This is a genomic window from Mesorhizobium sp. M7A.F.Ca.US.005.03.2.1 (assembly GCF_003997795.1).
Classification (GTDB): domain Bacteria; phylum Pseudomonadota; class Alphaproteobacteria; order Rhizobiales; family Rhizobiaceae; genus Mesorhizobium; species Mesorhizobium ciceri.
Window position 1 is genome coordinate 1 of the sequence record NZ_RZRP01000782.1, and the last position, 2,968, is coordinate 2,968.

Consider the following 2,968-nt stretch of genomic DNA (forward strand, 5'->3'; position numbering starts at 1 on the left):
GCACAGGGACCCCTTTGGAAGCCGGCCTGAAGGGGCGCATGGAGGCTGGCTCCGAAGAGTTTGTCATCGGCTACGATGGTGAGGCGTACATTCGAGGCTTAAGCGCACAGAACACGGTCGTGATCGATCGTCTGGATGGCACCTCCTGCAAGGCCGATTTTTTCTACACGCCCGCACCCGGTCAGCAAGTCGCAATCAAGGACGTGGCATGCAGGTAAACATGGGAGAACGAATGCTCCGTCTTGTCATCTTCATGGCCTTTGCCATGTTTCCGTTGTCCGCTTTGGCGCAAAGCTGCAGCTTCAGCGTCTCGAACATGAATTTCGGGTTGGTTGACACCCTCTCGGGCAGTCAGACCAACACGACCGCGACCATCAACATGAATTGCAGCGGCATTGTCGGTCAGCGCATCCTGATCTGTGCGCATCTTGCGGCCGGCACAGGCGGCGCGTCGTCGGCGACGGCCCGCTAGATGTTTAGCGGAGCCAACGCACTCAACTATCAGCTCTATCCCGACTCGGCACGCAGCGTGGTTTGGGGTTCTTTTGCCTGGGCCTACGCTTCCCGCCCTCCGGCACTGGCATTGACCCCCAAATGTATTGGGCTCAGCCACTGGAACGGCGACTATTTATGGCGCCGTGGCCGGAGGGCAGGGAACCGTTCCACCTGGAACCTACCTTTCGACATTCTCCGGTGCGCAGATCGAATTTCGCTATCGCTATACCTCCGGCAGCAGTTGCAGTACCGCCTCCGGTACGGTGGCGGCTGATCCGACTTTCACCATCAATGCGACGGTCGCCGCCAACTGCCTTGTATCGACGCAGAACATCGAATTTGGATCAAAGGGGGTACTTGACGGCAATGTTGATGCCACCGGCCAGGTCTCAGTCACCTGCACACCAGCAGCGGCCTACACGGTCTCGCTGAATGGCGGCACGACAGGATCGCCGCCGACAACTCGCAAGATGTCGAAAGGCGTGGAAACAGTGACCTATGGCCTCTGCAAGAATGCTGATCGAACTCAGCCTTGGGGCGACGCTTCCGTGCCCGGCAGCACAGTGCCGGGAACTGGAACTGGGGTCCCGCAAGTCTTCACGGTTTATGGTCGCGTCCCGCCGCAGGCTACTCCTTCCGCAGGCGTATACACCGACACGGTTGTCGTCACTGTGACCTATTGAGCGATGAAGGCCTTTCCGACAAGACCTTGGTCCGAATTGACATTTACCTGACCCGCTCGAATGATCCGGCCAATGCAGGGGCAGGGATCATGCTGGTAACAAGCATCGCGAACGGCACCTTCGAGCCGGAGGAACTGTCTCTTCTCCAGGGGCTGTTCGATATGCTTTGTGAGCTGCGCGGCATTAACCGCGAAAGCCCCGAAGCTACGACGGCTGCCGAAAGCCTGATTGCACGTTACAAAGCCGGCCTTCGCGGCGATGAACTTTTTCTATCGGTCGCGCCGGAGTAGCTGCTGCTCCAACTCTCTTCAGGCAATCCATCGGGAACCATTAAGGTCACAAAGGGGTTGGGCTCGGTCTAACCGTGCGGGCCAACCATGCAAGAGCTTTCTCCCGAGCAACAGCAGGCTACATCGCGTCTCATTCGGTCGTGGATTACTTCAGAGACGCTGCGCCGTCAAATCCGCCAACTGCTGGGAGGTCCAGCAGATTGGGATGTGACCGAGCAGCATCGGTCCATGCTTGACGAGCTGGATCGGAAGCTGAACGAATGACCCATGGCACAGCAGCGGTACGACTTTAAGGCAAGAGCCAGGTGGAAGCTGGACGGTGTTCGACGTGTTCACCGGCCTGGCGGCTGATGCGTGGGGCGCGCCGGCTGAAGGTCTGGACATGGGACATGCCGACGATCTGGTTGGCCTGCGAACGGCATTGACCTGAACCGTAGGGTCGCCCGGGGTGACTTCTAACCGTTGCTTCAATCTTCCCGCCGACCGCATCGACAGATGGTGATTTGGCAGGCTCGCCTATCGTGCTCTCTACCCGCTGCAGGATCGTATCGAGGGGCTCCGCGACCAGGATCTCGGCGAGCGGTCGATAGACGAATCGCAGGGACTCGGCGCGAGCAGACAGCTGAAGGCCCTTGCGATCCTCGGATTTGACTTCGCCGCGTCGGGAGTAACCCGTCCTTTCAGCGTGCGCAGCCCAATGGTAACTCCTGGGCGTCTTGCTCCCAGCGCTACAGCTCGAACCGCAGTTGACGTTGATCCGGCGGCAACACATCGCCTAGCGACGAAGCGTGACGCCATTCGGATGAGTTTCATGCCGCCCGTTCGCCAGGCGCTTCAATTGCCAAAGGGGGTGCGGTTCTATGTCAAAAGGGTAGGTCGGCACGATCAGATTACCAAGCAAGGGTGACGGTGACCGTGCCGACCGGCACTGGTCATAAGGAGGGACCCAAACAACCAGATCTACAAACTACGCGCAAAACGGTAATCCCGCAACTAAGCCCCATGGCCTAGGCTGCCCGTCAGGGCCATTGCGCGATAGCACCATAGGCACCAGAGTTGGGTATATATTAGCTTGTGCTTGCGGCGGCCCACCCCCGCCCGCCCGGCCGGCGCCTAACGTCCCAACAAACCCGCCACAGGCGCCGGCCACCCCTCCAATCGCTTACCGAGATGTGGATTGTGGGGGATGCGCACCATGTGTCGGCGATGACCAGTCGATGCCCGTCCGCGTGAACGTCTGCGCCCGCCGTCCTCTCGAGTCAACCTGGGGAGAATTCGACCATGGAACACAGTTTGGCTGAAAATAGCGGCGCGGCTCTCCCGCGATCGCCTGGGTCGCGGCGGCCCTTGCATGATATGGACCGTCTAGCTGCCGATAGTTGGGCTTCGCCATTTGCTCGGCTATAGTTAGAACCATCTATGGCTCAAAGCCCCTCCAGCATCATCGGTTCGCCGGCTCAAGGATCAGGTAAGTTCCGGCGCCACCTCAGTGATCATCCC

Annotated in this window: 3 protein-coding genes and 1 pseudogene; all 4 read left to right on the top strand. The window is 59.5% G+C overall.

Annotated elements, in window-relative coordinates:
- A pseudogene (locus EN991_RS30185) lies at positions 1-218 on the top strand (fimbrial biogenesis outer membrane usher protein); the annotation flags it as partial.
- Between the two features lie 14 nt (positions 219-232).
- Positions 233-472 (top strand): spore coat protein U domain-containing protein, encoded by a 240-nt coding sequence (locus EN991_RS41830; RefSeq protein ID WP_245487238.1) that lies wholly within the window; start codon positions 233-235, stop codon positions 470-472.
- A gap of 166 nt (positions 473-638) precedes the next feature.
- Positions 639-1,178 (top strand): spore coat U domain-containing protein, encoded by a 540-nt coding sequence (locus EN991_RS41835; protein WP_224675713.1) that lies wholly within the window; start codon positions 639-641, stop codon positions 1,176-1,178.
- Positions 1,175-1,468, top strand: coding sequence for a hypothetical protein (locus tag EN991_RS30195; protein WP_164754994.1), 294 nt, complete (start codon positions 1,175-1,177; stop codon positions 1,466-1,468). Before EN991_RS41835 ends, EN991_RS30195 begins: the two co-directional genes overlap by 4 nt.
- The last annotated feature ends 1,500 nt before the right edge of the window (positions 1,469-2,968 follow it).

Bases quoted from the DNA above. Each gene is read 5' to 3' on its own strand.
- EN991_RS41830 (WP_245487238.1), top strand. From the start codon at position 233: ATGCTCCGTCTTGTCATCTTCATGGCCTTTGCCATGTTTCCGTTGTCC.